Origin of the sequence: Streptomyces alboflavus (assembly GCF_000716675.1) — a bacterium.
In the GTDB taxonomy this organism is placed as follows: domain Bacteria; phylum Actinomycetota; class Actinomycetes; order Streptomycetales; family Streptomycetaceae; genus Streptomyces; species Streptomyces alboflavus.
This window is the reverse complement of the sequence record NZ_JNXT01000046.1, coordinates 14,129-40,094: the sequence shown is the minus strand read 5'-3', so window position 1 is coordinate 40,094 and position 25,966 is coordinate 14,129. Positions and strand designations below refer to the sequence as shown.

Below are 25,966 nucleotides of genomic sequence, written 5' to 3'. Positions count from 1 at the left end.
GGCACTTCCGCCCTGGTGGGGGTGTGCTCGGGATCAGAGGGTGCGGACGTGGCGTGGCCGGGCCGACACCGAGGAACTGCGGGTGGAGTTCGGGTCCCGATCCCCTATGACCGAAACGCCGCCTCTCACATGTCATGTGCCTCATTGACCCCTCAGCGCCGTCGCGGTTGCATGCTGGGGGACCTCCGGTAGGGGACCGGGGGCGAGACCTTTCTGAGTGGGGGAAAAATGAGGGGAAACACCAGCCGGAGAACCACCAGACGCGTGTGGGGTGCGTCAGGCGCGGCGATCGCGCTGTGCGCGGTCACCGCGGTGCTGCCCGGAGCCGCCGCCTCGGCCGAGCCCGCGGGCGCCGCGCGAGACAGCGGAGCGGGTGTGGAGAGGATCAGTGTCGCGGCCGACGGCACGCAGTCCGACGGCGATTCCACCGGAGGCGCGATCACGACCGACGGACGCCGCATCGCCTTCACGTCGTCGGCGAAGAACTTCACGCCCGGCAACGCTGCGGGAAGCGACAGGGTGTATCTGCGTGACGAGCCGTCGGGGCAGCTCAAGCAGGTGGGCAGCCACCCGATCGGCTCCCCGGTGATCAGCGGTGACGGGGAGTACTCCGCGTACTGGGTACTGCTGTTCAGGGACACCAAGGTCAAGCTGGCCCAATGGACCGCGGGCAGTTCGATCGGCCTCAACTGCGATGCTCTCAACTGCAGTCAGCCGTCGCTGAGCGGGGACGGCCGCTATGTCGCCAATGTGGCCACCATCGGTCGACCGTCGTCCAGCCAGCGCATCGACGTATGGGACTGGCAGGCCAACACCAAGCAGGAGCTGGCTTGGTTCGACCACACCGCGCCGTCCCGTCCTTCCATCAGCGGTGACGGCCGCTTCGTCGCCTACCAGGACGGCAAGGCCAAGGACGTCTTCGTGTGGGACCGGGACCACGGCTCCACCTCCGACCCGATCGAGGGCCCGGCCAAGGAAGCGACGATCGTCCAGATCAGCGAGGACGGCAGCAAGGTCGTCTACCTCTCCGGCTCCGACACCTACGTCCACGACGTGAGCTCGGGCACCGCCCAACGAGTCCCGGACGTCAAGGGCCTGGCCATCGACCCCACCGGCAACCATCTGCTGTACGCCCCGAACGACACGACCGGACCGTCGCTCGTCCTGCGCGACCTGGGCGCGGGCACCGACGAGGTCGTCTCGAACCAGCCCGCCTCGGCCGGGGTCGACGCGGTCAGCACGGGCGGACGCGACGTGGTCTTCGCGTCCAAGGCCGACGACATCGTGCCCGGTGACACCAACGGCAAGTCGGACGTGTTCGTCCGCCGCTTCGCCTGATCGCTCCTGCTGCCGCGCTCTGCGGCTGCCGCACCGCTCCCGCACCCATGCGCGAGCGGTGCGGCAGCATTCTGCGCGCGTGGCCACCGGACCGGACAGCATCGCCACGCTGCTGATGACGGTAGGACCCTGCGCGCAGCAAGGACTCTCCGAACGGCGGCTCTCCGAACAGGGGCTCTCCGAACAGGGGCCTTCCGAAGAGCGGTGCTCCGAGCAGCGGTGCTCCGAGCAGGGGCCTTCCGACCTCGGCGCGGGTGCGACATGTGTGTCACGCCGCGGCGCGGAAGACGTACGCCGTCATCGGGGCGGTGACCGGCCCCGGGCCCAGTCGGGACGTCATCTCGTCGATGACGGTGGCCCGGACAGCCGGTCCGTCGCCGCGCTCCTCGACGGCCGCGCGCACCGGTGTCCCGGTGAGGTATCCGGTGGCGAGGTCGGCGGTCGAGGCGGCCCGGCCCTGAAGCGTCAGCTTCTGCTCCTCCTCGACGGTGAAACCGGCGGCCGTCAGATCAGCGGTTACGGCAGCGGGGTCGGCGTAGCCGTGCGGAACCGTCGGGAAGAACCGGGGCGGGTCGGCCGGAAAGGCCCGCTCCAGACCTGCCTGCAACGCGACTTCGAAACCGTGCGTACTGAGCGGGCCCCAGGTGTTGAACAAGAACCGGCCGCCCGGGCCCAACACGCGCCGGACCTCGGTGAAGGCCGCGACCCGGTCGGGAAAGAACATCGCGCCGAACTGGCAGACCACCAGGTCGAAGCCGCCGTCCGGGAACGGCAGCCGCTGCGCGGGGGCCGTCCGCCACACCGCGCCCGGGACCCGTGACGACCCGAAGGCGACCATGGCCTCGTTGAGGTCGGTGGCCGTCACCTCGGCCGACGGCACCGCCGCGAGCAGCCGCGACGTCAACACACCTGTACCCGCCGCCAGTTCAAGAATCCGCCGTGGTCGCAGTACCGCTGCCCGCGCGGCCATGTCCTCGGCGAAGGGCCGGAAGACCACCGGCACCAGGTACTGCTCGTAGGCAGCCGACATGGACTCGGACCACCGCTGGCCGGCATTGATTCCCGTCACCCTCATGACGGTAGCGCCGCACCCGGAGCCAGCCGCTCCGCCGCGCGCCCCGGCCCCACTCGACACCGAGCACAGCGGCCGCTCAGAAACAGGGGCGGGAAGTGGGGCGGGCCGAGCGAAAGGCGCCTGACGGGCAAGAGCCCAGCTCAGGCGCCTTCGCTCGTGCCTCTAGAAGAAGCCGAGCTTCTTCGGCGAGTACGACACCAGAAGGTTCTTCGTCTGCTGGTGGTGCACACTCTGTACTCGCACTGACCTGCGGAAACAGGACTGATGTCGGCAGGGGGCGGCTACTCGGTCCGGAACTGGCCCGGGCCCAGGGATCTCGGCCTCTGGCCCGCGAAGCAGGCCATGCCCGGCGCGGCTCAGTGGTTCCGTCCTCTGCCCGAGCATCTGCCGGACCTTCAGCGGGTAGTGGTGGCTGTCGACCCTGGACGCATTGGACATGTCGCCGCAGTTAGCCGAGCTGCGGGTGAGCGTGGATCACCTGGTGGAGAGGATCGCGGCGAACTCGCGGGTGACGGCGGCCGGGCTCGGGGACGCTGGACGCCACGGAGGTGCCGTCCGGGTACGCGCTGAAGTTGGCGCTGGGGCCGCTGGACGCGTTGATCGGCATGAAGCGGCCTGCGCGGGAGTGCAAGTACCGGTTGCTGCTCATGGTGCAGCGGCTCTACCAGGCTGGGCTGGCAGAGGGCTGGGCGGCTGGGGAAACGGTGCTGATGCGGCTGCCGTGGCCACCGCACACGCCGACGGACCGGGGAGCGGTGCTGGAGGAGGTCGTCAAGGCGGAGACGGTGGTGATGTTGCTGCTGGAGGCCGGTATCCAATCAAGGATGTGTCGCAGGAGGTGGAGCGGATCCGGGCGAAAGCAGAACAGGGGGCCGCGGTGCGGATGGCGTAGGCCGCTGCGCGGCAGGGCCAGGGTGGCGAGGAGGATGGGGCCGGGCGGCAGCCACTCGTAGTTCTGCGGAGACCACGGACGAGGACAGCCTCAGGCGGCCTAATCGGCATGATCGCCATCAGCGTCTTCCCGCATCGCCCTCTTGGCCTCATGAAGGGCCCGGAAGAGCTCGGGCAGTTGGTGTAGTAAACCGGTCAGCAGCTTCACCAGAAGGCCCAGAAGCCCGAAGGCGGCAAGCGCCAGGAGGGTGGCGGTGTTCCAGTCCATTGCTCCCCAATTTCGAGTACGGAGCCGGACTGAGGCATAGCAGGACTCAGCCCGGCCATTCGTTCATATGGCCAACCTGAGTTCCTGCCGACGCCAGAAACTTTGAATTCTCCGTCTCGTGGGTTCCGAGCGAGACCCTGCGCACGTGCTGTCCAGCGTCGGTGGTCAGTAGTCGCAGGGGGCACCGGTTGCCCTCGGGTGCCACTCCGTGGCCGAAGCCAGGGCGTCTCAGTGCTCATACTAACGTAATTGGCCTACAGGCAAAGGTGGTTGAGTGTCAGAGGCGGATTGATCTTTTGGTCCGGTGATGGGTTTGATTGCAATGATCGGCAGCGCGGGGGCACGCTTTGGGGGAGTTTGCGGTCTGGCCCTCACTGCCTTGCCGTCCTGTCGGCTTCCGCCCGGACGGGCGGCCGATCTATCCGATTCTCGACGCCTCTTCGGAGGGTGAGACGCATGACCAGCAGTTGGGCGAGGGCATCGACACGGGTGGGCAGGATGAGCAGGTCACTGTGACCCAGGACCGTCTGGGGAAGTTGCTGACGCGGGAGAAGGCTCAGGGCGAACGCGCCGCGATCAAGCGCCTGTTGTCCACGCTCGGGTTAGACAGCCCGAAGGCTCTCTCCGATTTCGTGACCACGCAGAGGGAAGTCAAGACGAGCGGGCGGCGCTGTCGGCGGTGGAATACCGGGAACTGGCTTCCCAGGAAAGCGAGTTGCAGGCCGCGCGCCGGGAAGAGCTGGCTGCTGAACGTGAGAGGGCTGCGCTTCGAGGGGGTGCTTGTGGCTCTCGGCGCTGAGGGCGACGACTTGTTCGGAAACGGAACGTCTACTGGGCGTGGACGATGAACACGCCGGCGAGGCACAGATCCAGTCGGCGGCCGAGTCCCTGCGGGTGCGTCGCTCGGAGCCGTTCGGCGAGGCCCGTACTTGACGGTGCTGGCGGCTCCTGCGGGAGCATCAACCGGACGTGGACCTTCCCCTACGGCCTCAGTGTTGAAGCCGGGTTCGGCCGGGCTGGAGATGGTAAGGCGACGGGCGATCGCGGAGTGGCTGGCGAGAAGCCGGTGATCCCGAGAATCCCAGACGTCCTCGCGGCTCAACACATTGCTGCCTGATTTCACACGCGGCGAGGCGACAGAAAGGATCACTCGTAAGTCGCCCGCTCGGATCTGCGGTAGCACAGTTCCAGCATTCCTGAAACTGCGCTACGGCGTCAACCAGCCAACCTATTGTCGTCCGTATTTGACTTACTTGCATCTCTCATGCACGTTGATCATATATCTGCCTGCGCGTCCCTTGATCGCCTAATTGGTGCGTCCGTGATGCTTACGGCTTTAGTGGCTCGATTACCACTTCCCGGAATCTCCGGTTCGCCAGTGCAGTGAATCTGTTCGATTGTCGAGGTCTGCGGGGGCCCTCACTCTGAAGCGGCGAATATGCCGCTGCCCTTCGCACGGGGCACACGTTCATGGGGGATGCGTTGGACATGTTGCAGTTGGCCGGTGCTGGAGCCACGGCGCTCGTTGCCGAGATGGTCAGGAGCGGGTGGGAGTCCGTGCGCGAGGCCGTTCTCCGGTTCTTTCGCAAGGGCGGAGAGGCCGCGGCCGAGGAGGAGGTCCGCCTCGTAGACGCCGGTCGGCAGCGGCTGGCCGACAGCGCGGAGAGCGATCGGGATGCCGTCGCCGAGCAGTTGCAGCGCGACCTGACGATCCAGCTCGCCGCTTTCTTGCAGAAACACCCGCAGGCAGCCGACGAGCTACAGGCCCTGGTGGATGGGGCTCAGCAGGATGGGGACGGAGCCCAGCCCCACCTGGCTGCGAACAACAACAGCAACAGCCAGGTCATCATCACTGGCGGATCGCTGAGTGCCGGCGGCGGCTTCCACTACCACCCGCCGGAGCGTGAAAAGTGACCGACGAAGCCACGTACGGACTCGCCGCACCCATTCCCGACCCACCAGCAACAGCACCGGGCCCACCCTCTGCTCCCTTCCGTGTGGAAGTGAGGGACAACGACCGCTCCAGGATTATTGTCGCGGCGGGATCGGTGACGCTGACCGAGAAGCCGCTGCTCCCGGTTGTGGACATCTCCGAGGCCGAACTCCGCGTGGTGCGGCTGGCCTGGGTGCAGCTCGGCCCGCAAGGAGAGTCCGTACCGACCGCGGCAGACGCTGCCGCCCTGCTCGGGGGCGACGGTCCTGGGCTCGCTGTGATCGCCGGGCCCGCCGACCACGGCAAGCGCACCGCAGGGATCAAAGCCATGTGGGACACGGCCCGTTCCGTGCAGGCCGCGACCGGCAAGTCGCTGGCTCTGCGGGAAATTCGGCCTGACTGGGACACGCCTGATTCCCCGGACACATCAGTGCTTCCCGACGCGGCCGGCACCGCTTACCTGCTGGACGTCGCAGCGGAGATCGGCTCGTGGAAGAGTCCTGGCCGGATCGCCGAGGCCCTGGTGGCCCATGCCGAGGCGCTCCGGCGCGTGGGGTCCTGCCTCGTCGTCATCGCCGATGAACGCACCTGGCCGGAAGGCTCGTCCGGCACACTGACACGCGTCCTCGTCCGGGCGAAGACCCGGCCGTCCTCACACCGTGTGGCGGAGAAGCACCTGGAACTTCTTCACCGTCGCCCCGACCGGATCCGCTGGCTCAACACTGCCACCGTCGGCTCCGATCCGATTGGAGAGGCCGCGCACCTGCTGACCGAAAGCAGCAGTCCGGCGGATGGGGCCCGACTTGCCGCGATGCTCAGCGACGTCGACGACGAGGTGCCCGGCAGTCTGCAGACCGCCCTGGATTCTTTCCAGGAATGGCATACCGAAGTTGACGCCGCTTTCAAAGCGACTCAGGACAACCCTGACGACCGAGCCTTGCTCATCGCCTCCGTCTTCCTCAGCGGCAGTGACGTGCTGAGCGTTCAGGAGGCTGCACGGACTCTGCTGGACGAACCGCAGGAGACAAAGGTCCGCACCATCCTCACCGGTCCCGATCTGACTACCCGGCTCACCCAAGTCGGAGCCCAAGTAGAGGGGCGCACGGTCAGTGTCGACTATCGGCCCGGCTACGCCCGCGCCGTCCTGCTGCATCTGTGGAAACAGCGGGCCGACATCCACCGGCCGCTGCTGAACTGGGTCGACGCGATCACGTCCCCCAAGCAGCCGGGGGCGGGGCGCCTCGGCTCCATCGGGGACCTCCTGGTCCATCTGGCAATCGCCGAGAATGACATCCGAGTCATCGAGCAGATCCACGCGTGGACCGGCAGCGGCCACGACAGCGAGGAGCACCGTGGCTTGATCGCCCGTGTGCTCACAGTCGCTGCTGAGGCGGATTCGCTGGGCGCGGCTGTACGCGCCAGGCTGCTCGACTGGGCTCAGGACGAGTCGGATGCGGTGGCCACCGTCGTCGCGCTCGTCTGCGCTGGTCAGTTCGCCGACCGCTATCCCAGGCAGGCGCTTGTGCGCCTGCGGCACATCCTCAACCGCCCCTCTGTGGACCGTGCCGTCCGCACGGCGCAGGAGGCGCTGCGCGACATCGCGACCCGTGATGGACAGCTGCCGCGTGTGTGGAGCACGATCAGGAAGTGGCTGGCCAACAAGCAGGTGGCCGGTCACCGCGCCTTCCTGTCGCTGCTCGATCCGCGCGCTGATCCGTATGTCCTGCAGGTCATGCTGACGGCCGCGGAACGTGATGAAGAGATCAAGGGGGCGCTGATCGCGGGGTGGAGCGCTGCCCTGGTCGACGAACGCGTGGATGCCGAATGCCGCGAACTACTGACCGCCTGGGCCCGCGCCCGGGCAGTCGGACAGGTTCCGGAGGCTGTGGTCACCGGCATCCTCGACCAAGTCGTCGTCGAGCATCTGTCCACGACTCCGATCTCGGCACTCATCTTCGGAGAACCAGGGGTGGCGTACGAGGAGTCTGTCATCGAACTACGCAAGGACCTCAGGCGGTCCTCTCAGTTGCCGGAATCGGCCTTCGGCGACGAACTTCTGGAGCCGTGATCCGTGGCTGCCCTGTCCACTCGGTGGGCGCGCCGCAGCACGCGAAGAACACTGCGGCGCGCCGTGTCTCGCTTCGATGTCCGCCTGCCCAGTTCCCGGCCTGGCATCGCCTTCACCGCGCGGATCACCGCCACCGTGCTCACCCGACCGCCCTATCCGGATACTCCCGAGGAAGTCGCGGGCCTTATCCGGGCGGCGTTGCGCGAAGCGGCATACGACATCGCAGGCCAATGCGACCCGCTCGACCTCGTCTCCGCATCCGACATATGCACGCGCCATCTCTCGCGCTCTCGCTCACTGGCCACCAAACCACCAGTTGAGTTCCGCGCTGACCTCCGCCTCGCCCTGTCCTACGACGACCGGGCCGCGATCGCCACCTTGCTCGACGCCCAACGCCGTCAAGCCGTGGCCGACGCACTGCGCCAGCAGATGACGCAAGCGCTGGCCGAGGAACTGGCTGACCCCGCCGCTGTCCTGGCCCGGTGGTTCGAGCGTGGGGGCACGGACTGGAATGAACTCCCGGACACGGCAAGAGTGCAGGACATCGCCGAGATCTTCGCGGGGTACCGTCCTACACACGAGCAGGGCACTGAGCATCAAGTTCTCGAGCTGCTACGGGAGTTTCTCTCCAGTTTCCCTGAACCCGCCCAGAAGCGGATGCTATACGCGTACCTGGCTGCGGGCATGCGCGGTGCCGACCGTCCCCAGCACGCCGCCAAGGCGCAGGCCCTGCTCAACGGCCACACGTCGCCCAGTCACCCGCTGCCTGGTGACGCATGACGACGCAAGCGACCTTAAAGTGAAGACGACCGCTCTGCGGTGGCTGCTCTCTCCTCGGACTAGTTGGTGTGCTCGCCAGCTTGTCCGGGAAAGCAGTGGAAACGTCACATTCGATGCAGCGTGGCGCCGAATTCGGATCGACAGACATCCGGAGGAGATGCCCTATCGTCAACAGGGGCATCTCCCTGAACGACACGCGGAGTGAATCAGTCGACGTGCTTGGACAGGTCCATCCACGGTGCCCCGGTGTGCTAAGTGAAGGCGAATGGCGTCATTCAACGACACGCCCAGGCTAACGATTGGATGATCCGAAGTAATCGCCGAAGGTTGCTCGGCGAGGCCCGGGCTGTGCCATGGCCGCATTCGCTCTGAAGTCAGAGGGAACCCAGGAGTACGAGCCGACGCCCGCCATGCCTGCCAGGCAGGGCATACATCGCGCACGGGAGCTGCTGTTCACGCGGCGAGCCGTGGTGGCCGCCGGAATGACCTGCCGTCAGCGTGACGTTCTAGGGAGGGGCCTTCGGGGCACTGCGGTGGTGCTCGCGGCACAGCCGTAGGGCTGGTGTAGCGAATTGGGCAAGGCGCCGGCATGGACTGTCGCGGACACGCTCATTGCAGGGGACGGCGCATCGCAGTCGTCCTTGACGACCAGCGTTGCGCAACCAACCTCAGTCTTGGAGATCCGACGATGCGTGTACTTCCACGCGCCGTCCTGATATCCGCAGTGAGTACGTCCCTCGCGCTGGCTGCCGGAATCTCATCCACAGCCTCGCGACGGACAACGGACCTGCCGAGCGGGGCGGACGTCAAGGCCGCCCGCCCCGCTCAGACATCAGCGCGACCGTACGCCTGGCCTGCGGCGCACCCGGGGGTGCCGGACGGTCGGGTGGGCCGCGGGCATTGGCGTGCTGTGGCGGAGGTCAGCCGCGCAACGGCCCGTCGCAGTGGTAGTCCGCCGTGCCGGCCCGTCCGTCGGGCCAGACGTCCACCTCACCGAAGGAGCAGTTCATGTCGATGAGGTTGTTGTCGCCGCCCTTCGCGCGGTCGAGGATGAAGTGGTCGACCGTCTCGGACATCTCCTTGAAGACGAGGTCGGGGTCTCTGCCGTCGGTGAGCCGGGCCGTGATGCCGCCGGTGCAAGTGAAGCGCGGGCGGTCGCTTGAGCCGCCGGGCTCGCACTGCGGGGTGTAGCCGGTCGTCGCTCGGATGGAGTCGCGGACCTGGGTGGCCGTGGTGTCGCGGAGCTGGCCCACAGGGACGTACTTGGTGTCCGGCACGAACAGGTCGTCGACGTGTGCGATCTGCTCGTCGAGGAACCGGTCGTAGCTCTGCTGCAGGTTCCTGTCCCTGCCGAGCCGGTCGCGCCAGGCGTCGAAGGCCGCCGGGTTGTCGGCGCGCAGGTGCCGGTACATCTCCTTGAGCAGGGAGGGGTGTCTGGTCCACAGGTACTCGAAGAACGTGCCGGCGTAGTCGTAGAAGCGGAAGCCGTCGCCTTCGTAGGTGGCGTGCAGGATCTGGTAGACGCTCATGCGCGGGCCGCCGCCCGCGGTGTCGTCGATGATGCCCTGGACGAGCGACTTGCGGACCTTGATGCCGTCGTCGCGGGTGGCGCCGTCGAAGAACTCCGCAGTGCCCTCGTCCATCGCCGTGGTCCGGTCGCGCTGGTACCAGGGGCCCTCGCCGAAGAAGCCGGGCACCGCCCAGCGGCCGTTGAGGTAGTGCGTGTACTCGTGCCGGAAGAGCTCTTCGAGGGTGAGGGAGGAGTCCTGGGGTACGCGACGCTGGTAGGTGTAGAAGGTGGCGCCCCGCTCGATGTACATGCCGCCGTTGTCGGTGTCGAGGCCGGTGAGGAGCGGTTGGAAGTTCTCGTACTCGGCGCGGGAGGAGTACAGGACCACGTTCAGGTTGGTGTTGGGGTCGCCCTGCAGCGGCTTCTGGGAGCCGACGACCCGATGGAACTGGGCTTTGACCTGCTGGCTGGCGTAGTAGAGCTGGTCGACGGTAGCGCGGTCGAGAGCGGAACGGACGATGATTCCGTCCGTGCCCCGCTTGCCGTAGGTGTCCGTGCGGCGGAACAGACGCTTCTCGATGTCCTCCCTGCACACCCGGTACGGAGCGCAGGCGTCAAAGTGAACCAGCCAGGTGGCGACCTTCGCCCACGGTCCGCTGAGGTCGCCGAAGTTGCGCGCAGTGACGGCGAGGAGAGGGCCGAGGTCGGAGACGATCTGGGCGCGGATCGCGTCGACCTGGCCCATGCGGCCGTATTCGAGCATGGCGTCGCGCGCCATCCTCTCGTTCTCGGTGCCCTTGAGGTGGGTGTGGTTCGCGAACGCCTTGAAGGCGGCGCGGTAGGAGGGATCTCTTGCTACCGCGGCGTGGAAGGCAGCGTCCTGGTTGCCGGGATAGACGCCCAGATAGTTGAGAGTGAGGGCGGAGAGCACGGCCTGGCCCCAGGAGCGGTCCTTGTAGGTGTCAGGGCGGTTGGCGTCCATGGTCCTCAGTACCCGCTGCACCAGAGCCAGTTGGTGCTGGCGCAGGCCGGGGGCACCGGCCGCGGTGAGAGCCTCGCGCAGCGTCTCCGCGTTGGCGCGGGTGACATCGAAGGTGCGCGAGGCCGTGCCGAAGGCATCCACGGCCTGGCGCATGGCTGCGACCGTCGGCGGGTCGGTGACGTCGATCTCGTCGCGGATGAAGTCGTGGTACGCGACGGCGTGCAGGTAGGTGAACATCTCCAGGAGATGGCTGCCGTTCTTGCCGTCGTGGCCCGGAGCGAGCGAGCTGACGCGGCGGGAGACAGCCTGGACGTGGGCGTCGGACATCACCGGGGCAAGGCGCCGGTCCCAGGTCCAGATCAGTGAGCGCAGACAGCCGTCGGCGGTGACCGCCGGATCAGCGAGGAAGTCCGCGAGGCCCTGCGGGGACAGACGGGTCAGGTCGTCGAGCGTGCACCCGGCGGCCCTGGCCTTGGACTTGGGCTTGGGGGTGCGCGGGCCGGGGATGCGGCCGTCGGCGAGGCCGCCGGGTGCCGGGACGACACGGGCCCCGGGCTTGGGCGCGGTGGCCAGGCGGTCGGCGTGGTCGTAGGGACTGGGCGCGGCGGGGCCGGGGGCGGCGGTCGGGCGTATCGCATCGGGTGGCGGGGTGTTCGCCTGCCCGAGCGGGGCCGCGGTGACGCACAGCGTCACGGCTGTGGCCAGGGTGAGCAGGGTTCTGCGCACGGTGCTCGTCGTGCGCGATGGTCTCGTTCTTCGGTTTGGTCTGGTTGTTCTCGATGGAAACACAACGGACTCCTGTGTGGGGGTGCGGACGAACGAGGGCAAGGCGGCGGCATGGACGACCCGACAGCCCTGCCCCTGACGACACTTGACATGTACCGAGTCGCCATGACGCGTAACGTAGTAATGTGACATTGCACTGACAACCCCTTGGTGGTCATCGATTCGTGAGATTTCAGCTTCCGGGAAGATGCCGCTGACCGGTCATCAATACGCATCGCGGATCCATCAGAAGGACCCTCGGCGGCCCTCTCGCGAGCTGTGCCACGTCCGGCCCCTCGCGCGAAGCACCTGCCGCTCCTCGTATCCGGCCGCATGTGGCTCGATGTGTGGAGGGTGCGTAGGCCGTCGCGACGATGTCCGCAGAAAAGTGTTGTCTCCCTGGTGACCCCCGCTCTCCTATGCGTCGGACTGCCCGACGAGCAGCAGAGAGTGGAGCGGACATGCACCTGGACGGTGACGACGAGCGGACCCGGATTCATCCACCTGAGGCGCCGCCCGGGCGCCCGACGCCGCGCAAAGCAGCGGAGTGTGAGAGTCAGATCCTGGTGCTCGTCAACGCCGAACGGAGGAAGGCGGGTTGCAGCCCCGTATGTATGAACCGACGGGTGCGAGCGGCCGCGCGGGCGCCCGCCCGGGACATGGCGGCGCGCAACAACTACGAGCGACTACCAGCACGTCAGGCCGAGGGTTTGGACGCCGACGCCCGTATGCGGAAGGCGGGCCATCCCACGGGGCGTGGGCGAGAACCTTCACAAGTAGCTGAAGGGCCCCAAGAGCGCCATGCGTGACTGGATGCGCAGTCCGGGGCACCGTGCCGACGTCCTCAACTTCGCGTACAAGGACTTCGGTGCCGGCGTGAGCCTTAAGGCCAACGGCCCGTCGGAGACGCTGATCTGGCAGTTCTCGATGAGGTCGGCCATGCCGGTGCATGGCCGACGGGCACCGGCCGAAGCCGTCCTCTCTTGGGCGGACGGACACTCCACCGAGGCGGGACTTCCAACGTCCTCGCAGCTCGACGTCACGTAGATCCGGAGGATCCATGGGTAGCTCCCGGCGTCCAGTCGGACACATCGACTTCATCCCTGGTCATGAGCACTGGGAGCACTGGTGGCGCTTTCTCACTCCTTCGCCGGAGCAGGAGAAGCTGGGGCTTTCCTGCGTTGCTGTGGGGATGCAGCATGGACGGCTTCCCATCGTGGGCCCTCGCACGCAGGACTTCCATGTCGCTGTGATCGTGCTGTCCGGCTCCGGCTGGTTCTCCTGGGGCGGTCGGCCTCCGGTCGATGTCGTGGCGCCGGTGCTGCTGTGGCTGCTGCCTGGCGTCGAGCACTGCTACGGCCCGTACGAGCCGGGCTGGGCGGAGTGTTTCGTCGATTTCACGGGGCCCACCGCTGAGGCGTACCAACGGCTTGGTTACGTCGATGAGGAGCACCCCGTCGTCCCGCTGTCCTCGGCCGAACCCGCGCACCGGATCGTCCGCAAGATGGCTCTGGCCGCCGACGAAGCTCTGCCCCAGTTCGAGGTGGAGGTGGCGGCCGGCGTTCACGAACTGCTTGTTACTCTGCATCGCAGCCGAGTTGACCAGGACGACGGACGTCGGTCGCTGCTCGCCGCGCTGGCTCGCGACGCCTTCCTGTCCCTGTCCATCCCCGAACACGCGCGGAGACTGTCGCTCACCCCGGACGAGCTGCGCGACCTGGTGCGCCACAGCGCCGGTTGCAGCCCAAAGGAATACCTTCTCGGTATCCGCATGAACGCGGCGAAGGATCTCCTGGCCACCACCGACCTCTCGGTCGCGGCCATCGCACGCCGGGTGGGGTACAAGGACCCTGCCTATTTCACTCGGACGTTCACCCGGCGCAGCGGGATGTCGCCGAGTTTCTTCCGCGAGCAGCAGTTCCGCCGTGTCACCACCACATCGGCAACCCCGGATCTCATGGACTCTTCCCGTGGGCAGGATGCACTTTTGCGCCCGTCACCTGCGCGGATGTGAGGGCGCTGGGACGGATGTGTTGACCGTGACGGTGAACAGGCTGGCAACCTGCGGAAGTGAAGCGGCAATTCAGCTCTCGGCCGAAGCTGACTTCCGTGTACGGCACTGGTGAGCGGGGCGCATCAGTGGCTCCGCGTGGCAGCGGCGAAAGAGGTCGCCGACGTGGCCGGACAGGCCAGGAAGGAACCGTCCCATGTCCATCCGCTCAGAGGTAGGCGCGGTTCGTGGCTGGAGCGCCGTCATCACGGCGCTGGCAGTGATGGCTGCCCTCCTGCACGTTGCCTGGGGCGCGACACCAGCCAGAGCCGCCACAACAATCCCGGTCGACGGTGCCAAGGGAGGGCGGGTCTTCGACGGAGTCGGAGCCGTCGGCGGCGGTGGCGGCAACTCACGTCTGCTGATCGACTATCCAGAACCACAACGCAGCCAGATCCTGGACTACTTGTTCAAACCAGGCTACGGAGCCTCCCTTCAGGTGCTGAAGGTCGAGATCGGCGCTGACACCAACTCGACCAACGGTGCCGAGCCCACTCATATGCGCACACGGAAGGAGGAGAACTACCAGCGCGGCTACGAATGGTGGCTGATGAAGGAGGCGAAGAAGCGCAATCCGAAGATCAAGCTCGGCGGTCTGGCATGGGGCGCCCCCGGCTGGATCGGCGGCGGTGACTTCTGGTCCCAGGACATGATCGACTACCTGCTCAAGTGGGTTCGCCATGCCAAGTCCGACCACGGGCTGACCATCGACTACCTGGGCGGCTGGAACGAACGCGGCTACGACAAGAGTTGGTACGTCGACCTCAAGAAGGCTCTGGCGGCGGACGGCCTCCCGACAAAGATCGTCGGCGCCGAGACCAACTGGGACGTAGCCGCCGACATGAAGAACGACCCGGAGTTCAGAGACGCCATCGACATCGTCGGTGCGCACTACCCGGGCGGCTACACCAATGACGGTATGGGGACCGGTGCCAAGTGCCCGAGCACGGACGACGCCGTCGGGCTCGGCAAGCCCTTGTCGGCGAGCGAGAGCGGCTCGGTGGACTACATGAAGGGCGGCGCCTCGATCGCGCGCGGAGTCAATCGCTGCTACCTCGACGGGAGGATGACCTCGTTCATCAGCTGGCCGGTCGTCGCCGCACTCCACCAGAACATGAACTTCTCCACCTACGGAATGCTGCTCGCCGACCAGCCCTGGTCCGGCAACTACCAGGTCGGCAAGGTCTCTTGGGCCATGGCCCACACGGCTCAGTTCACCGAGCCCGGCTGGCAGTACATCGACGCCGCGAGCGGCTACCTGGAGGACGACCGAGAGAAGGGCAGCTACGTGACGCTGAAGTCACCCAACAAGCGTGATTACAGCAGCGTCATCGAGACGATGGACGCGACCAGCGAACAGACCGCGGATTTCACGGTCTCCGGCGGCCTTTCCACCGGTACCGTTCACGTCTGGGCCACCAACATGAAGTCGGACGACCCGGCGGAGCACTTTGTTCGTCAGGCCGACGTCACGCCGTCCGGCGGATCGTTCTCGCTCACCCTTAAGCCCGGCCATCTCTACAGCCTGACCACGACCACGGGGCAGGGCAAGGGCACGGCGACCGCACCGCCCCGAGGCGAGCTCGGCCTGCCGTACGCGGACTCCTTCGACTCCACCGGCCTGGTGCGGCCGGGCAAGTACCTCAGCGACATGAACGGCGCCTTCGAGGTCGCCCGATGCGGCGGCGGTCGCAAGGGGCGGTGTCTGAGGCAGATGACCACCACCAAGCCCATCCGCTGGACCGGTGAGAACTACCCCGCCCCGTACACGTACATGGGCGAGGCCGGATGGACCAACTACACGGTCAGCTCGGACGCCATGCTCGAGGAGCCGGGCTACGTCCAGCTGCTCGGCCGCATCGGACGGCAGGGCCGCAACAACAACGGCCTCAACGCCTACTACCTGCGCGTCAGCGATGGCGGCAAGTGGTCCATCCTCAAGAGTGGGGTCAACGGCACCGAAGAGTGGCCGTTCACCACACTCGCCAAGGGCACCGTCGCACCGCTGGGAATCAAGCAGTGGCACAAGCTGTCGCTGGGCTTCCAAGGCAGCAAGATCACCGCTCGTATCGACGGCACGACCGTCGGGACCGTGAACGACACGACCCATCCGGCCGGAATGATCGGGTACGGCGTCAGCGAGTGGGACCGCGCCCAGTTCGACAACCTCAAGGTCAGGCCTGGAGCGCCCGCCACCAACCGGTACAAGATCGTCAATCGGAACAGCGGCAAGTCGCTTGCTGTCAGGGGAGGTTCGACCGCAGACGGCGCCCCCGTCGTTCAGTGGCGCGACCTGGGAACGCCCGCGCAGCGGTGGCGGCTCAAGGCCGTGGGCGGCGCCCACCAACTCCTCAACGAGGGCAGCGGCAAGGCCCTCGAAGTGCCCGACGCGTCCACGACCCAGGGCACCCAGCTGGTCCAGGCCACCGTCGACCACGGCGCCGACCAGCAATGGCTACTGAGTTCTTCCGGCGACGACACGACGCTGACGAACCGCAACAGCAAGATGGTCGCCGATCTCGCGGGGGGATCCACCGCCGACGGCGCGAACGTCATCCAATGGCCGTCCAGCGGCGGCCGCAACCAGGAGTGGACCTTGGTTCCCGTTCCCTAGCTCCACGCACCGCACACGATGTCAACGTTCAGGCAAGCAAAGGAGTAGACCAGACATGCATGAAACCTCACCGGCACGAGGACGCTCGCTCATACGTGGGCGGGTGCTGCTGGGCGCGGGCCTGCTGGCCCTGACGGCGGGCGCGCTGGGCGCCCCGGCCGGCGCAGCTGCCGCCAGCGGTCCGTCTCCCCGCCCCTCCGGTGTGCACGAGCGCATCGTCGACGGCGAGGTGGTCACGGAGGAGAAGCCGTGGATCGCGTCGATCGGCGGCGAGGGCCACCGGTGCACCGCCACCATCATCGCCGAGCGTTGGGCGCTGACGGCCGCTCACTGCGTCGGACCGGGCGATACTCCCTTCCTGCGGATCGGCTCCCTGGACCGCACCCAGGGCGGCTTCACCGCCCATGGCGTCAGGGTCATCCAGCACCCCGACTACAACTGGCCCGGTTACGACGCCGCACTGATCGAGCTGGACCGGGACATCGAGACCACCTACTCCCCTCTGGCCGAAGCCGACGACGTCGAGCAGGGGCAGCCGGCCGAGGTCTACGGCTGGGGCTCCGAGCGGCCCGACTGGGGACATCCCCTGCCCATCAACCTCAAGTACGCCACCGGCGCCAACATCGGCACCGACTGCACTCCTGCCAGCCCTGCCGTGCTGTGCTTCGGCGAGGGCAACGGCACCACTGCCGGCGGTGACTCCGGCGGACCCATGAGGGTGCAAAGCCGTCAGACCGGCGAGTGGGTGCAGGCAGGCATCAGCGCGGTCGGACCAAAGCCCTCCGGGTGGTGGAGCGGCTACACCAACATCGTCGAAGTCCGCGATTGGATCAGGGAAACCGCCGGCGTCTAGTGGGCGTGTGGCCTTGGCCTTGAGATTCGGTCACCCGGCCGTAGGCCGTTTCGGTGCGTTCCGAGACGGCCTTCGGCCGTTCCCGGGTCGGCCTGTTCGCTCGGCCTGATCACAGCCAACCGCGGCGTTGTGCGTGGAGCGCGAGCTGGAAGCGCGTCGTGGCGCCGAGGCGGGCCATGAGGACCTCCACCCGGCGGAACAGTGTGCGACGACTGACGCCGATTGCCTCCGCGATGGCCTCGTCGCGCGCACCGCCCGCGAGGAGGCGCAGAAGGCGCCGATCCGCCGGCGTCAGGCCATGCGGCCGCGGAGTGACTTGGCTGTGCAAGGGCAACGCGTTCTGCCATGCCTGCTCGAACAGGGCCACGAGTGCGGAGAACAGTCCGCACGGCTGCACGATCAGCATGGTGTTGTGGACATCGGCCTCCTCGATAGACAACGACACGCATGCGTAGGCATCGTCGACGAGTACGAGCTTGACCGGTACAGACGGCAGGACCCTGGCCTGTTCACCGGCTTCGATGCAGGGCTCGATGACCGCTGCGAGGTGGCCCGGGTGCTCCAGCGACTCCCGCGAGTACACGACACGCTGCGTCACTCCGCGGGCGAGGGTCGCCAGCGCGTCAGCGGTGGCGCCGGGGATGGGGAAGTACGGCGGTGAGTCGAACTGGCGGATCTGTTCTCGGGCGCTGGCCCAGGCCTGACGGATCCTGGGTCCGATGGCATCACCGGTGACGACCTCGACGAGGCCGTCATTGTGAGCGGCCAGCCGCTGCCGCCGGAACGCCTCGAACGCCCCGCCGACCGTTATCCGGGACTCGTCGAGCTCGACGGCGCGGTGCCGACCGAGGATCTCCAGACCCGCGGTCGGCGGCACCGGTGCCACCACGTCCTGTCCGGTGGCGGCGGCGCTGGCCAGCCCGGCGGCGACCAGTTCGCCGTAGGCCGTGGCGAGGTCCGAGCCGCCGAGGCCGACAGCGGCTCCGACCGTACTCAGTGGAGCAGGCGCCACTTCCAGGAGGGCGAGGTAGATCCGTCCGGCCGCATGACCGATTCCCAGAAGCCGAAGGGCTTCACCGAGCTTCGCGTTCGCCATGGGCCGCATTATCGGCTGTGGTGGCTGATTCGTGACAGTGGCAGTTTCTGGACATCGGCGAGAGGCGTACGGGGTACGGTCTGGCACCGACCCAACCCCTGAGGAATTTACGAGAAGGCAGGTGCACGACGTGGCGAAGCGTCGCAAGAACGGCCTCTACCGAGGAATATCCGCAGAGCTCTCCACCCTGATGCGGACGGGGTGGGCAGACACCGAGCGGCGTGATCTCGTGCTTGGTGAACAGGCCCCGTACGCGGCCCGGCGACGGGCTGAGCTCTCGGCGCGCTTTCCCGGCGAGCGCCTGGTGATTCCCTCCGGCAACCTCAAGGTCCGTTCGAACGACGACAGTTATCCGTTCCGACCGTACTCGGGATATGTGCACATGACCGGGGACCAGGCCCGCGACGGCGCCCTCGTCCTGGAACCCCGGGCGGACGGCGGCCACGACGCCTTCTGCTTCCAACTGCCCCGTGACAGCCGGGACAACGACGAGTTCTGGACGGGGCCCACGGCCGAGCTGTGGATGGGCCGACGCCGCTCGCTCGCCGAAGCGGAACGCGTCCTCGGTCTGCCCTGCCGCGACGTCCGTACGGCCACGGACGACCTGGCCGCGGGCTCCGGCGCGCCGACCCGCATCGTCCGCGGCCACGACGCGGCCCTGGAGGCCGTCCTTGTCACGGACGCGGAGCGCGACGCGGAACTGGAGGAGGCGCTGAGCGAGTTGCGCCTGGTCAAGGACGCTTGGGAGCTGGCCGAGATGCGCAAGGCCGTGGACTCCACGGTGCGCGGATTCACCGACGTCGTGGGGGAGCTGTCGCGGGCGGTCGCCTCGTCCGAGCGGTGGATCGAGGGCACCTTCTTCCGCCGTGCCCGCCTTGAGGGCAACGCCGTCGGATACGGCACCATCTGCGCCGCGGGCGAGCATGCCACGATCATGCACTGGACCGACAACGACGGCCCGGTGCGCCCCGGCGACCTGCTCCTGCTCGACGCCGGCGTGGAGACACACACCCTCTACACCGCCGATGTCACGCGCACCCTCCCGATCAGCGGCACCTTCACGCCCCTCCAGCGGCAGATCTACGACGCGGTGTACGAGGCCCAGGAGGCCGGCATGGCCGCGGTCAAGCCGGGCGCCGCCTACCGCGACTTCCACGAGGCGTCCCAGCGCTCCCTGGCAGGGCGCCTTGTCGAGTGGGGCTTCATCGACGGCCCCGCCGACCGCGCCTACGAACTCGGCCTGCAGCGCCGCTTCACCATGGCGGGCACCGGCCACATGCTCGGCCTGGACGTCCACGACTGCGCGCAGGCCCGCAACGGCGAGTACGTCGACGGCGTGCTGGAGCCGGGCATGTTGCTCACCGTGGAACCCGGGCTGTACTTCCAGCCGGACGATCTGACCGTGCCCGAGGACTGGCGCGGTATCGGCGTCCGGATCGAGGACGACCTGGTCGTCACCGAGGACGGCCACGAGAACTTGTCGGCGGGCCTGCCCCGGTCCGCGGACGAAGTGGAGGCATGGATGGCGGAGTTCGCGGGCTGAGCAGCAGGCCACGCCGGAGCGGCCCCGTCCGACGCCGGAGCCGTTCCGCCGTGCGGGAGGAACGGCGGCGTCGTGGTCCAGCCCCCACCCCGTGGCATCGCATCAGCGAGCTCGTCGTGGTTGCTTGTGATCGGCCTCGCGCGACGGCACCCTGGTCGGCCCAGATGCCGTCAGCTGGCCGTGCTCGCCGTCATCTCGGCCCTGCGGCGCAACACAGTACGGTCGATCTTTCCGTTGGCTGTGCGGGGAATCATGCTTACCACTATGAGTGTCCTGGGGCGCTCGTACGCGGAGAGCCGGGCAGACAGCGACCGTTCGATGTCCTCGGTCGCGCGCGGACCGACACCGGCGGCGAGGACGACGTAGGCCGCCAGAGAGGTGTCGCCCGTGGGAGTGGTGAATCCGACGACCGTCGCCTCGGTGACGGTGGGATGGCTCAGCAGGGCGGACTCCACCGTGGCGGGCAGGACGTTCCACCCGTCGACGATGACCGCGTCGTCGGTGCGGCCCCTCATGGAAAAGTAGCCGTCCTCGGCCCGCAGACAGAGATCGCCGGTGAGCGTCCAACCGTTCCGCACGGCGTCTGCTTGCTTCGAGTGCCCGAGGTAACGGCAACCAGTGGGGCCACGCACCGCGAGTCGACCTGGGGTTCCGTCCGGGCAGGGACGGCCGTTGGCATCGAGGACCAGTGCCTGGTAGCCGGGCACCGGTGGCCCTATGAAACCCGGTCGGGCGCGGTCCACGGCCGTGCCGAGCACACCGTTGGTCAGTTCGGTGGCTCCGAGCACGTCCATGATCCGTAAACCGGTGGCGTCTCGCCAGTGCTGCCACAGCCGGCCGTCCAACCGCTCCCCGCCGGACACACAACGGCTGAGATTGCCAAGGTTGTCGGTCATGGAGTGGGCGATCCCGACGCGGTAGGCGGAGGGTGAGGCGAGGAGCACGTCCACCGGGTGGCGGGTGAGGGCCTCGTACAGCGAATCGGGCCCGCTGCCTTCCGGCAGCAGCACGGCCGAGCCAGCACGGAGAGGGGAAAGCACGAGTCCACCCAGCCCGTAGGTGCCCGCCATGCTGCGATTGCAGGTGACCAGATCGTTGGGGTGGAGGCGGAGCAGGTGGCGTCCCACGGTGTCCCCGACGGCGAGCAGATCCCGGTGGAAGTGCAGGGTTGCCTTGGGGATTCCGGTCGTTCCCGAGCTGAAGAGGATCAGCGCGACATCGTCGGCCGCCAGGTCGATCTGGTGGTAGGTGTCGGGATAGCGGGCGCTCCGTCGCCGCAGGTCCTCCACGCCACCGGTGCCGTACGAGACGGTGGGCACCCCGGTGGTGGTCAGGCCGTCGAGGTCGTCGGCATCCCCGAGGGCGGCAAGGGGGCGTACGGCGTCGGTCATCCGGGCCAGCTCGTACGGGCTCGCCTTCGGCGGCAGCGGCACGGCGACCGCACCGGCCTTGAGGATCCCCAGTAAGGACGCGACGAACCAGGGGGAGTTCCGGCCCATGAGCAGTACTCGGTTGCCTGGTACCACCCCGAGATCGCGGCTGAGCAGGTGTGCAGTCTGGTTCGCGCGGGCCAGGAGGTCGGCGTAGGTCCACTCACTCGACCTGGTCACCACAGCGGTCCGCCGGTAGCCGCGCTGTGCGCCGGTGTGGTCGAGCAGGGTGGTGGCCGCGTTGAGCCGTGACGGATAGCGCAGTTCCGGCAGGGTGTGCACGAGCTCCGGCCATGGATCCAAGGCGAATATCCGACTCCGGGTGAACGTATCGATGTGGCAGGTAGGCGTCAGCGACGCGGATGTCCCCATCAGGCCATCACCGCCTCTGTGACGACGATCCGATCGATGGCGCCGACGTCGGCCACCCGCTCGCAGCGGGAGCACCAGCAGCAGAACCACTGCTCGTCCCCGGACCAGAATTCCTGTACCAGCGCGGCGTCTTGATATCCCCACCCACACCAAGGGCAGTGTGTCGGAGTGCTCATAGCGGCGACTCCGCGAGGTTCGGCTCATCAAGGTCGAGGCCGAGGTCGAGGCCGACTTCCGTGTAGCGGCGCGCTATCTCGGCTCGCCGACCGCTGAACCGGGGATAGGCGGAGGAAAGGAAATCCCGGACGAAGTCGATGCCGGACCCGAACTTCTCGTTCTCCTGAGGCATGTTGATCACCTCGCTCGCGGTACGCCGCACACCCAGCGGATCGCGTCCCTCGGCGACCGCGTTCATCCCCTCGAAGTAGAGCCGACGCAGCAGGATCACACCGCGGTCCACCGTGCCGAGATGTTCCCGTGAACGGTCGGCGATCTTTCCCTGAGTCACCCAGGCCATGATGTCCTGGCCTTCGACGTGATCCAGTCTGTGCTCGCCGTCGGACCATCGCCAGGGAACCTCGAACGAGGTGACCGGTCCGGGGTCAGGGACTGGCAGGCCACCGGGTCGCCAGGCGGTGTACCACAGCACCCAGGTGTTCTCGTCGTCGATGGGCACCCTGATGTGGTAGTGCGAGCTTCCTCCTCCGCCCAGGCGTAACATGTGCGGGAAGACCAGTGGATGTCCCACCGACCAGTCGTCCGCGTCGGTGCCCTGGCCGTGCAGTTGGCGCCGCATGCGTATACCGTGCTCGAACTTCTCGAAGGCCACCTCGCGGTTGAGCTTCGAGAACGTCGCCGGAATGCGCGCCGCCTCGTCACGGTCGGCGAGCCATTCGCTGTAGCGCCCGTGCAGCCAGGCGACGTGGTCGAGGTCGACCGCGTTCTCCATGATCTGCACGAAGTTGCACGGCACGATGGTGTGTCCGATGTCGCGGATGGCATCGTCCCAGCAGAACAGGTCATAGCGGGGAAGCGCGGGTGCGGGTTGCGGGCCGAGGTAGGCGAAGACCAGGCCGCCGAGTTCCCGCACCTCGTAGGCGGTGGCCCTGACGCGGTGTGCGAACGTCGACCCGGCGGGCTCGCCCGGTTGCTCCAGACAGGCCCCGGTGCCGTCGAAGAGCCAGCTGTCGGCGTACTCGAGAATGTGCCCAGTGAAGTACGGATGAACGTGCTCAGCGAGATGACGGGCTGTTCGCTCGGCTCGGTGAGCGGATCACATGCTGCCGAAGAACCGCGTCCACCACGTGGGCCGCGCGGCGAAGTGTTCCAGCGCGCTGGGGCCCTCGTAGCTGCTCTCCAGTAGTTCTTCGGGGACGCTCACGTAGCCGAGTTCGGTCAGGGCCTGCTCCACTGTCGCGAGGTCCGCGGGATCGAGCGCGCCCTCCTCACGGGCTTCGTCCGTGCCGAGGAAGGCCCCCGGATTGTCGGCGCATACCTCGGCGAGGGAGCCGAACTTGCTCACACAGACCACGATCCGTGTTCCGCAGATCGTCGCGTCCGCGGGCACGTGGATGCGCCCGTACTCACTGGAGTCCTGGGTGTCCCACTCGGACTCGCAAAGGGCTCTGAAGTCCACTTCGAGCCGGCGGACCAGCCTGGTGAACGCGAGGCCGGTCGCGGCGCGGTCGTAGTGCTGCGGCTGTTCCAGCCGGTTGGGGTCGTCGAGTTCGCGCAGGAGGGCCAGCAGTTCCGTCTCGCTCATTACCATCCGCCCATCCTGCCGCCCGGCGGACGGCAGCAGAGGGGCAGGGGTGTGCAAGCAAGGGCCAGATCCGGAGGTAGCGGGGTCTAGGCTGCGGTCTCGCGATCGATGGCTGCGAGCCGGTTCTTGAGTCGGTAGCTGGGGCCGTTGATGGAGACGACGTCGCAGTGGTGCAGGAGCCGGTCCAGGATAGCCGTGGCCAGGACCTCGTCACCGAACACCTGTCCCCATTCGCTGAAGGTCTTGTTCGAGGTCAGGATGATCGAGCCCTTCTCGTAGCGCTTCGAGATCACCTGGAAGACCAGGTTCGCCTCAGCGCGTTCGAGGGGCTGGTAGCCGACCTCATCGACAACGAGAACTCCGGGCCGGAGGTAAGTACGGAGCTTGCTGTTGAGGCGTCCGGCCGCCTCGGCGGCCTTGAGCTGGCGGACCATGTCGTCGAGGGTCGTGAAGTAGACGGAGAAGCCGGCCCGGCAGGCGGCGACCGAGAGCGCGACAGCGATGTGGGTCTTACCGACCCCGGGCGGTCCCAGCAGGGCCGCGTTGGCCTTGGCCTCGACGAACGCGAGGGTCGCGAGGTCTTTGATCTTCCGGGGATCGAGTTCGGGCTGGAAGGAGAAGTCGTACTCGTCGAGCGTTTTGTGGTGCGGCAGCTTGGACAGCCGCAGGCCCTGGCGGAAGCGCCGGTCGTCACGAATGGCGAGTTCCTCGGCCAGGACGAGGTCGAGGAAGTCGAGGTAGCCCATCTTGGCCTCGTCCGCCCTGCCGGCGTATTGGTTCAGGCTCTCGGCCAGGTGGGGCAGGCCCAGCTTGGCGGCAGTGGTGCGGATTCGAGTGCTGACCAGCTCGCTCAACTGGGCTCCTCCTGTGTGGGGCGGGCGGTGAAGGGACGGGTTCCGGTCACTTCGTCATAGACCGACAGGGGTCTGCGGCCGACCTCGACGCGGACGGCCGCGGCCCGGTTCAGGAGAGCCATCAGCGAGCCGGCCGTTTCCTCGCCGAGGGCGTCTTGACGGCGGGGTTGCGGAGGGATGTCACCGGTGGTGGTCCGCCGGTTCCGGCCGTCGGGAAGACCGTCCCAGTGCTTCTCGTCGACGATGCAGGCCCCGCGGCCGACGGCCCTGCGGTGAATGGCCAGCAGGGTGTCGCCGTTGGCATCGGGGACGGTGGAATGCAGCGTGATCTGGGACTTCGTGGCTCTGACTTCCACCAGCTGGCGCGGGCGGACTTTGCGGGCCGGGACCGAGTAGAGGTTCGCATCGAAGGCGACCAGGCAGTCCTTGCCGACGTAGCGAAGGTGCCGCTGGGTGACCACGTAGGGTGTCGCCGGCAGGGGCCTGAGGGCCATGTGGTCGCGGATCGCGCGGTGCCCGATGACTTCGCCGTGGGTGCCGTGGGACTTCGCCCGGCGCAACGGAACCCAGGCGTTGAAAGCGGAGTCCAGCTCCTCGATGGAGGAGAAGGACCGTCCGGCCAGGACGTGGTCGCGGACGATCAGGACCTGACGTTCGACCCGGCCTTTTCCGGTGGGGCGGTAGGCGGCCAGGACGTCGATGTCGAAGTCGTAGTGCCCGGCGAATCCGACCGCTTCCGGGTGCAGCGGAACGGCCTCGCCCGGTGCGACGTGGCGTCGGACGACGGTCTTGGTGCGGTCGTAGACGATCGACATCGGCACCCCGCCGAAGTGGGCGAACGCCTGCCGGTGGCAGTCGAAGAAGGTGGCCAGGTCCTGGCTGGTGGTGAAGCAGCAGAACGGATCTCGCGAGTAGGACAAGGTCATGTGGAACGAGTAGACCTTCGGGATGCCGACGTGGGAGAGGATCTGCCCTTCGTCGCCCCAGTCGACCTGGGCCTGTGCCCCGGGCACTACCTCGAATCTGCGGTGCAGGCCGGCCAGCTCGCCCGGGCTGATGCCCAGTTCCTCCGCGATCCGAGGCCGGGCCTCCTGCATGTAGAGCTTGACCCGCTGGTAGGTGCCGGTGAAGCCGTACTCGGCCACCAACCGCTCGTGGACCACGGCTCCTTTGATCAGAATCTCCGACCGCAGCATTGCGTCGATCAGGGGCGCGACCTCATCCACCTTCCGCCGGCGGCCATGTCCGGGCGCAGCCCGTCGAGGCGGAGCAACGGGGCCTTCAGAGGACAGGTACTTGCGGACCGTGCGGCGGTTGAGCCCGGTCTCCTTCGCGATCTCCGACAGGCTCATCGCCCCGGACTCGAACAGCCCTCGGAAGCGTCGAAGCTCCATCCATCGTTGTGGGTGCAAGACCACGGTCAGCCGCCCTCCGCCACCCTTCACAGGCCGGCAGCAGACTGCCCACGATCAATCCTCGGTACGTCAGGAAATGGGCACGTTCATCCGTACGTGACTGGGCACGTTCAGGTGTACGCCGACACCAGCCGTGGTAGGCGCAGCGCACCCCGATGTCCTCCACGATTCCGTAGGACAACGCGGTGCCCCGATGCGGACAGCGGTCCTCCAACAGGTGCACGCTAGTGTCGGCCAGCCGGTAGAGGACCAGATCCTCGCCGAGGAGACGGACCCGGCGCCGGTCGCGACCGGGCAGGTTCGCCGATATCGCCACGGGCCACCAGTACCGGCGGAGCAGCTCTCCCATCGGCGTGCCTGCTTCGAA

General features: G+C 67.5%; 21 protein-coding genes. 10 read left to right on the top strand and 11 right to left on the bottom strand.

Annotated features, from left to right (window positions below; genetic code table 11):
* Positions 1 to 264 precede the first annotated feature (264 nt).
* Positions 265 to 1,338 (top strand): hypothetical protein, encoded by a 1,074-nt coding sequence (locus OO63_RS29535; RefSeq protein WP_346009343.1) that lies wholly within the window; start codon positions 265 to 267, stop codon positions 1,336 to 1,338.
* A gap of 268 nt (positions 1,339 to 1,606) precedes the next feature.
* Here the strand turns inward: OO63_RS29535 and OO63_RS29530 are convergent, their stop codons facing one another.
* The 3 genes from OO63_RS29530 to OO63_RS45630 all read right to left on the bottom strand — a co-directional run bounded on the left by OO63_RS29530 (position 1,607) and on the right by OO63_RS45630 (position 3,572).
* The gene (locus OO63_RS29530) at positions 1,607 to 2,413 is read right to left on the bottom strand and encodes a class I SAM-dependent methyltransferase (protein WP_234335493.1); all 807 of its coding nucleotides are present in this window, start codon (positions 2,411 to 2,413) and stop codon (positions 1,607 to 1,609) included.
* Positions 2,414 to 2,861: 448 nt separating this feature from the next.
* Positions 2,862 to 3,062 carry a hypothetical protein gene (locus OO63_RS45635; protein WP_157854075.1) on the bottom strand — a complete coding sequence of 67 codons (201 nt, stop codon included), beginning with the start codon at positions 3,060 to 3,062 and terminating at the stop codon, positions 2,862 to 2,864.
* 342 nt (positions 3,063 to 3,404) lie between these two features.
* Positions 3,405 to 3,572, bottom strand: a complete 168-nt coding sequence (locus OO63_RS45630; RefSeq protein WP_157854074.1) for a hypothetical protein — start codon at positions 3,570 to 3,572, stop codon at positions 3,405 to 3,407.
* A 467-nt stretch (positions 3,573 to 4,039) separates the two neighbouring features.
* Between OO63_RS45630 and OO63_RS29520 the strand changes: the two genes are divergently transcribed.
* The 4 genes from OO63_RS29520 (at position 4,040) to OO63_RS29505 (ending at position 8,353) form a co-directional block, all read left to right on the top strand.
* Positions 4,040 to 4,420 carry a hypothetical protein gene (locus OO63_RS29520; protein ID WP_157854073.1) on the top strand — a complete coding sequence of 127 codons (381 nt, stop codon included), beginning with the start codon at positions 4,040 to 4,042 and terminating at the stop codon, positions 4,418 to 4,420.
* Positions 4,421 to 5,054: 634 nt separating this feature from the next.
* Positions 5,055 to 5,486: a hypothetical protein gene (locus OO63_RS29515; protein WP_157854072.1), complete on the top strand. Its 432-nt coding sequence runs from the start codon at positions 5,055 to 5,057 to the stop codon at positions 5,484 to 5,486.
* Positions 5,487 to 5,575: 89 nt separating this feature from the next.
* The gene (locus OO63_RS29510) at positions 5,576 to 7,573 is read left to right on the top strand and encodes a hypothetical protein (protein ID WP_031192768.1); all 1,998 of its coding nucleotides are present in this window, start codon (positions 5,576 to 5,578) and stop codon (positions 7,571 to 7,573) included.
* Between the two features lie 63 nt (positions 7,574 to 7,636).
* Positions 7,637 to 8,353: a hypothetical protein gene (locus OO63_RS29505; RefSeq protein ID WP_031192767.1), complete on the top strand. Its 717-nt coding sequence runs from the start codon at positions 7,637 to 7,639 to the stop codon at positions 8,351 to 8,353.
* 920 nt (positions 8,354 to 9,273) lie between these two features.
* On the opposite strand, the gene OO63_RS29500 is transcribed toward OO63_RS29505, so the two are convergent.
* Positions 9,274 to 11,571, bottom strand: a complete 2,298-nt coding sequence (locus OO63_RS29500; protein ID WP_031192766.1) for a collagenase — start codon at positions 11,569 to 11,571, stop codon at positions 9,274 to 9,276.
* An 840-nt stretch (positions 11,572 to 12,411) separates the two neighbouring features.
* On the opposite strand from OO63_RS29500, the gene OO63_RS45625 reads away from it, so the two are divergent.
* From OO63_RS45625 to OO63_RS29485, 4 genes are all read left to right on the top strand, one after another.
* On the top strand, positions 12,412 to 12,657 hold the full coding sequence (locus OO63_RS45625; protein WP_157854071.1) for a spore germination YkwD domain-containing protein: 246 nt from the start codon (positions 12,412 to 12,414) through the stop codon (positions 12,655 to 12,657).
* A gap of 13 nt (positions 12,658 to 12,670) precedes the next feature.
* Positions 12,671 to 13,624 carry a helix-turn-helix domain-containing protein gene (locus OO63_RS29495; protein ID WP_078619439.1) on the top strand — a complete coding sequence of 318 codons (954 nt, stop codon included), beginning with the start codon at positions 12,671 to 12,673 and terminating at the stop codon, positions 13,622 to 13,624.
* Positions 13,625 to 13,817: 193 nt separating this feature from the next.
* A complete protein-coding gene (locus OO63_RS29490; RefSeq protein WP_031192764.1) occupies positions 13,818 to 16,274 on the top strand; it encodes an RICIN domain-containing protein in 2,457 nt (818 codons plus the stop codon).
* Positions 16,275 to 16,329: 55 nt separating this feature from the next.
* Positions 16,330 to 17,127, top strand: coding sequence for a S1 family peptidase (locus OO63_RS29485; protein ID WP_078619438.1), 798 nt, complete (start codon positions 16,330 to 16,332; stop codon positions 17,125 to 17,127).
* 109 nt (positions 17,128 to 17,236) lie between these two features.
* On the opposite strand, the gene OO63_RS29480 is transcribed toward OO63_RS29485, so the two are convergent.
* On the bottom strand, positions 17,237 to 18,223 hold the full coding sequence (locus OO63_RS29480; RefSeq protein WP_031192762.1) for a helix-turn-helix transcriptional regulator: 987 nt from the start codon (positions 18,221 to 18,223) through the stop codon (positions 17,237 to 17,239).
* A 130-nt stretch (positions 18,224 to 18,353) separates the two neighbouring features.
* Here OO63_RS29480 and OO63_RS29475 point away from each other — a divergent pair, with 130 nt between their 5' ends.
* Positions 18,354 to 19,766 carry an aminopeptidase P family protein gene (locus OO63_RS29475; RefSeq protein WP_031192761.1) on the top strand — a complete coding sequence of 471 codons (1,413 nt, stop codon included), beginning with the start codon at positions 18,354 to 18,356 and terminating at the stop codon, positions 19,764 to 19,766.
* A 170-nt stretch (positions 19,767 to 19,936) separates the two neighbouring features.
* Here the strand turns inward: OO63_RS29475 and OO63_RS29470 are convergent, their stop codons facing one another.
* From OO63_RS29470 to OO63_RS47805, 6 genes are all read right to left on the bottom strand, one after another.
* The gene (locus OO63_RS29470; protein WP_159025952.1) at positions 19,937 to 21,499 is read right to left on the bottom strand and encodes an AMP-binding protein; all 1,563 of its coding nucleotides are present in this window, start codon (positions 21,497 to 21,499) and stop codon (positions 19,937 to 19,939) included.
* Between the two features lie 241 nt (positions 21,500 to 21,740).
* A complete protein-coding gene (locus OO63_RS29465; protein WP_051811307.1) occupies positions 21,741 to 22,658 on the bottom strand; it encodes an RHO alpha subunit C-terminal catalytic domain-containing protein in 918 nt (305 codons plus the stop codon).
* A 183-nt stretch (positions 22,659 to 22,841) separates the two neighbouring features.
* A complete protein-coding gene (locus tag OO63_RS29460) occupies positions 22,842 to 23,330 on the bottom strand; it encodes a hypothetical protein (protein WP_234311482.1) in 489 nt (162 codons plus the stop codon).
* An 86-nt stretch (positions 23,331 to 23,416) separates the two neighbouring features.
* Complete coding sequence (gene istB / locus OO63_RS29455; RefSeq protein WP_031192759.1) at positions 23,417 to 24,184, bottom strand: IS21-like element helper ATPase IstB; 768 nt, start codon at positions 24,182 to 24,184, stop codon at positions 23,417 to 23,419.
* The gene (gene istA / locus OO63_RS29450; RefSeq protein WP_234335491.1) at positions 24,181 to 25,578 is read right to left on the bottom strand and encodes an IS21 family transposase; all 1,398 of its coding nucleotides are present in this window, start codon (positions 25,576 to 25,578) and stop codon (positions 24,181 to 24,183) included. Before istA ends, istB begins: the two co-directional genes overlap by 4 nt.
* Positions 25,466 to 25,948: a Rieske 2Fe-2S domain-containing protein gene (locus OO63_RS47805; RefSeq protein WP_397622284.1), complete on the bottom strand. Its 483-nt coding sequence runs from the start codon at positions 25,946 to 25,948 to the stop codon at positions 25,466 to 25,468. The genes istA and OO63_RS47805 overlap by 113 nt, the downstream gene beginning before the upstream one ends.
* Positions 25,949 to 25,966 lie beyond the last annotated feature (18 nt).

Bases quoted from the DNA above. Each gene is read 5' to 3' on its own strand.
- OO63_RS47805 (WP_397622284.1), bottom strand. From the start codon at position 25,948: ATGGGAGAGCTGCTCCGCCGGTACTGGTGGCCCGTGGCGATATCGGCG.
- OO63_RS29490 (WP_031192764.1), top strand. From the start codon at position 13,818: ATGTCCATCCGCTCAGAGGTAGGCGCGGTTCGTGGCTGGAGCGCCGTC.
- istA (WP_234335491.1), bottom strand. From the start codon at position 25,578: ATGGAGCTTCGACGCTTCCGAGGGCTGTTCGAGTCCGGGGCGATGAGC.
- OO63_RS29495 (WP_078619439.1), top strand. From the start codon at position 12,671: ATGGGTAGCTCCCGGCGTCCAGTCGGACACATCGACTTCATCCCTGGT.
- OO63_RS29480 (WP_031192762.1), bottom strand. From the start codon at position 18,223: ATGGCGAACGCGAAGCTCGGTGAAGCCCTTCGGCTTCTGGGAATCGGT.
- OO63_RS45630 (WP_157854074.1), bottom strand. From the start codon at position 3,572: ATGGACTGGAACACCGCCACCCTCCTGGCGCTTGCCGCCTTCGGGCTT.
- OO63_RS45635 (WP_157854075.1), bottom strand. From the start codon at position 3,062: ATGAGCAGCAACCGGTACTTGCACTCCCGCGCAGGCCGCTTCATGCCG.
- OO63_RS29460 (WP_234311482.1), bottom strand. From the start codon at position 23,330: ATGAGCGAGACGGAACTGCTGGCCCTCCTGCGCGAACTCGACGACCCC.
- OO63_RS45625 (WP_157854071.1), top strand. From the start codon at position 12,412: ATGCGTGACTGGATGCGCAGTCCGGGGCACCGTGCCGACGTCCTCAAC.
- OO63_RS29485 (WP_078619438.1), top strand. From the start codon at position 16,330: ATGCATGAAACCTCACCGGCACGAGGACGCTCGCTCATACGTGGGCGG.
- OO63_RS29530 (WP_234335493.1), bottom strand. From the start codon at position 2,413: ATGAGGGTGACGGGAATCAATGCCGGCCAGCGGTGGTCCGAGTCCATG.